Genomic DNA, 4,069 nt, shown 5'->3' on the forward strand with positions numbered 1-4,069 from the left:
CGCGCCGGTGCCGATATCAATGAGGAGCAGCTGGTGCGGATTATCCGGGCGGTTCGCCAGGCATGATCCCGGCTGGCGTGAAGGTGTTGGTCGCCAGTCATCCCGTCGATTTTAGAAAAGGTCCCGACGGCCTTTTGGCACTGGTGCGCGATGCCGGCTCGGATCCATTCTTATGCGTCGGGCGAGATTATGTGGCGGAGCCTTCCTGGTGCCAGCCTAGGCCCGCCGGTCCGGATTTTTCCGCCACACAATATTTAGATGCTGTTCAGCAGTTGCAGAACGGAGTCATTTGGTCGGAAACGCACGCCGTGAGCGCCGGTGACGCCCGCCTTCTCGAGTCCATTGCGCATCATCTCGACATCCGCTGCGGCATAGCGGTGGGTCGTGGCGACCTGTGCGTGCCCGAGCCAGGCTTGGATCGTCAAAAGGTCCACGCCGGACTGGAGAAGCTTCATGGCGAGGGAGTGCCGGAAGATGTGCGGCGATATGGGCTTGTCGGCCAAGGCCGGCCTGGTAGGCACGGCCTCTGTGGCCGTACGCCGCACGATATGGGTCGCTCCGAAACGAGTCAGGCGTTCGTTGCGGGCGCCGACGAATATCGCTCGCGGCTCGTGATGGGCGATCCCGCGCTCGCTCAACAAGGATGTCAGCGCCCGCGCCAGGTCCTTAGCAATGGGGACGACGCGGTCTCTGCGCCCTTTGCCGCGCAGCAGCACTTGTGGGTGCGGCCGTTCCAACTGAAGGTCGTTTGCGTTGACGCCGGTGGCTTCGGAGACCCGGCCGCCGGTCCGTGCCAGAAACAGTAGAAACGTTCGGTCGCGCCGCCCACGGGACGTCCTCTGATCGGGGGCCGCAATAAGGGCGTCCACTTCGGCCTTGGTGAGGTGGTGCGTCACCTCAATGTGAGCCCGTTTTATGGGAATCGTCAGCACGCGTTGGGCGACACCGAAGGACGCCGGGTCAGCGGCTGCTACGTGATGGAAGAAGGATCGGATGGCCGCTAGTCGGGCGTTGCGCGTGGCGATGACGTTCTTGCGCTTCTCCTCGAGCTCGTCGAGGAAGGCGAGAACGAGGTCTCGATCGAGGTCTTCGAGTGCCAATGCGGCCGGCTTCTTCGCCAATCGGGTGGCGGCAAAGATGATCAGCATGCGCAAGGCATCGCGATAGCTGGCCACGGTCGCGGGAGTCGCATTGCGTTGTTTGGTCAAGCGCCGGCGAAAGTAGGACTCCAGGAGCGGCGCCAGCAGCAGGTGTTCGCTCATGCTGCACCTCCGTCGAGGAAGGCGCGCTCCGCCGCAATGGCGAGAAGATCTGCCGAACCGGTGAGATAGTAGGCAGTGTCGCTGTAGCTGGCGTGACCGAGATATGTGGCGAGCAACGGGAGCAACGCCTGAACGTCTGCGCGCTGCTGATGCCAGAGGCCGAGACGGGTCACGGCGAACCGGTGCCTGAGATCGTGTGGCCTTAATGGCTTGCCGCCATCGAGACCAGCAAGCTTGCGGGCCTCGGCAAAGCCGTTTTGCAGGCCTGTCGCCGAGAGGCGATTGCCACGAGAGCTGAGGAAAAAGGCCTGGTCCTTGGGCATGGGAAAAGCGGCATCCCGTTCATGGACGTAGCTACGAAGGGCAGCCTGGGTCGTCGTGTGAACTGGAACGAGACGGTCCTTGCGGAACTTCGTCTTCCGAATGAGGAGAATCCCGTTGGCCAGATCAACGTCGGAACGATCAAGTCTGACCACTTCGCCTGATCGCAGCCCCGAGCTCGCCAATAATCCGATCAGCGTGGCCATTGTCCGCCCCTTGAGAAGGATTCCCGGCGAGATGCGGCGGCATGCGTCGATGAGTGATGCCAACTCGGCCTCGCTGAGGATTCGCGGAGGCGGAATCGCTCTGGATCTGGGGAAAGCTCTGCGCTCCAAGGCTTCGGTTCGCGCGTCATAGACGGCGAGATATTCGTAAAACCGGCGCAGCACGCCGTGACGACTGACACGGCTGTTGGCGGCGCCGCTGAACGACAGGGCAAAATCCAGCGCCAAAGTTCGAGTGGCAGGCCCATCGAACTGAGCGCGCTCAATGTACCTCACGAAAGCCCGCAACGTGCCGGCTTGCTTGCTGAAGGCATAGCCGAGGGAGTGGCGTAGCTCGATGTAACACTCGGCCTTCTCGCCGAGGAATCGGGCAAAGGCGGTCATGCCACGCCTCCCGGAAAGGGAAGTGCGACCTCGGCAAGTTGCGACGTCGCGACCTTTACGTACAGCGCCGTCGTGTTGATGCTGCGGTGTCCCAGGAGATCGGCGACCTCGTTGATCGGCCTTCGCTGCTTGACGAGCTGGGTGGCAAGACTGTGGCGCAGGAGATGCGCACCTGCGACCTGCCCGAGTTCAACCCCGCCATGTCGCAACCGCTTCCGCACGATCCTCGAAACAGGCGACGCGCATTTGAATGGTGCCACGGGCGGCGTGAAGGACAGGAACAGATACGGACTATCCACCTTCGGTCGAGCGCGCAGGACGTAGTCGGCGAGCGCGGCACCGGCTTCCTCGATGAGCGGGGCCACCCGATCACGCTTGCCCTTGGTGTGCCGGACAAAAACCTCGCCAGTTCGCGAGTGGATATCGTGCAGTTGAAGGGCGCGCAGCTCACCGTTGCGAATGCCCGTGGTGGCGAGCAGCAGCAGGACGGCTCGATCGCGGACGTCAACCGGTGCCGTTGCGCCGATCATATCAATTGCACGCCGAACGCCATCCCATGCAAGGCGCGGCGGCAGATGAGCCAAACGCCAGTGGGGCGTCCTGGGGACGACGCGCGCGAGATCCTGATCGTGGTGGCCAGCCCAATACAAAAACCGAAGAAATGTCCGGATGTGAGAAGTTGCTGCGGTGCGGGTACCGGAGGTCGCCGATAGTGACAGCCGATGTTCGACAGCGGCAAGGACATGCTCAGCCGTCAATGCGTCGAGGTCTTGGCCGGAATGGTGGCGATGGAACCAATCCAGAAGGCGGCGGCTGCCCAGGAGAACGCCTTCGCGAGACTTTGACTCCAGTCCGCACACCCTGCTCAGATAATCCGAAAAGGAGCTCAGAAGCGGAGCATTCGGATCATTATCTACACTGGGAACAGCAGCAAGGAAGCGTTCTGGAGCCACTCGCCGCGCGTGTCCCGGTGCCGACACTGCTCCAATGCGTGGAGTATCCGTAGTAAACGTGCACAAATAGCTGTCGACGACATCTTGAGAGATAGGCATCGGACCACAGCGCGTTGCGGCAAACTGGCTAAAGCGCGCAATCCGGCTCAGGTAAATCGTGGCAGACGCTCGCTTATAACCAAGGGTGAAAAAATGCTCCGCGAGGCGATCCATCTCGCCACCGAGTGCACCGCTACGCAGGCGCTTGAGCACCCCACAATAGGAAAAATAGAACTCGAGCATTCTGCCCCTCCGGCGTTGTGGCACAGGGGAATCCCGCGCCATGAGAGAGGCATGAAATATTATGTGGCGGAGGCAAGCTGGGTTTGGCCGGCCCGAAAGGGGTCAGGGCGGCTCCGCCACATAATCTCGCCCGACGCATAAATGCGGGTCCCGGCCCAGCGTCTCCTGAACCTGCAGAGCGAGGCCTTGCATCCCGCGACGCATATCGGTCCGGCCGACCGCCAACCAGATCCGCACCTGGCTCGGAACCGGGATCATGAAACGCCCAGCGCCTTCACCATCGCTGCCGCCAGTGTTGGCGGCGTGGTCAGCGGAATCCGCAGCCGCACCTTGCCGGCGACCTCCAGCTCGATCACCGCTGGGGATGCCGCCGGCCGCGAAACGGCGACAGGCTCATCGGGAGCCACGACAACTTCGGCAAAGCCCATCTCGCGGGCTCTCACCGTGCGGCGCCACTTATAGATCAGGCTGGTCGCGACATCGTACGTAAGCGCTATTTTCGCTGCACCTTGACGCGGGCGCTTTCGACGGATGGCCTTCGGGAACGGTATCTGGTCTGATCAGGCTGCTGTTGCTTTGGCGAAGTTGAAGGGCAGCAGATCCTCGATGGCTGCGTTCTCGGGGCGCTGAGGTAGTTCAGTGA

Annotated in this window: 5 protein-coding genes; all 5 read right to left on the reverse strand. The window is 62.2% G+C overall.

Translation table 11 applies throughout. The features are described from left to right. Window positions 1-254 precede the first annotated feature (254 nt). The 5 genes from NKH49_RS34340 to NKH49_RS34360 all read right to left on the reverse strand — a co-directional run bounded on the left by NKH49_RS34340 (window position 255) and on the right by NKH49_RS34360 (window position 3,854). Window positions 255-1,262 (reverse strand): tyrosine-type recombinase/integrase, encoded by a 1,008-nt coding sequence (locus NKH49_RS34340; protein WP_352930083.1) that lies wholly within the window; start codon window positions 1,260-1,262, stop codon window positions 255-257. Continuing rightward, window positions 1,259-2,191 carry a tyrosine-type recombinase/integrase gene (locus NKH49_RS34345; protein WP_023699564.1) on the reverse strand — a complete coding sequence of 311 codons (933 nt, stop codon included), beginning with the start codon at window positions 2,189-2,191 and terminating at the stop codon, window positions 1,259-1,261. Before NKH49_RS34345 ends, NKH49_RS34340 begins: the two co-directional genes overlap by 4 nt. Next, complete coding sequence (locus NKH49_RS34350; protein WP_352930086.1) at window positions 2,188-3,426, reverse strand: site-specific integrase; 1,239 nt, start codon at window positions 3,424-3,426, stop codon at window positions 2,188-2,190. The genes NKH49_RS34345 and NKH49_RS34350 overlap by 4 nt, the downstream gene beginning before the upstream one ends. A 102-nt stretch (window positions 3,427-3,528) precedes the next feature. Beyond that, window positions 3,529-3,684: an IS66 family insertion sequence element accessory protein TnpB gene (gene tnpB, locus NKH49_RS34355; protein WP_023743220.1), complete on the reverse strand. Its 156-nt coding sequence runs from the start codon at window positions 3,682-3,684 to the stop codon at window positions 3,529-3,531. Next, entirely contained in the window at window positions 3,681-3,854 is a 174-nt protein-coding gene (locus tag NKH49_RS34360; protein WP_352930089.1) for a transposase, read from the reverse strand. Before NKH49_RS34360 ends, tnpB begins: the two co-directional genes overlap by 4 nt. Window positions 3,855-4,069: the final 215 nt, after the last annotated feature.

It is taken from the genome of Mesorhizobium sp. M1088, from assembly GCF_040318575.1.
GTDB lineage: Bacteria > Pseudomonadota > Alphaproteobacteria > Rhizobiales > Rhizobiaceae > Mesorhizobium.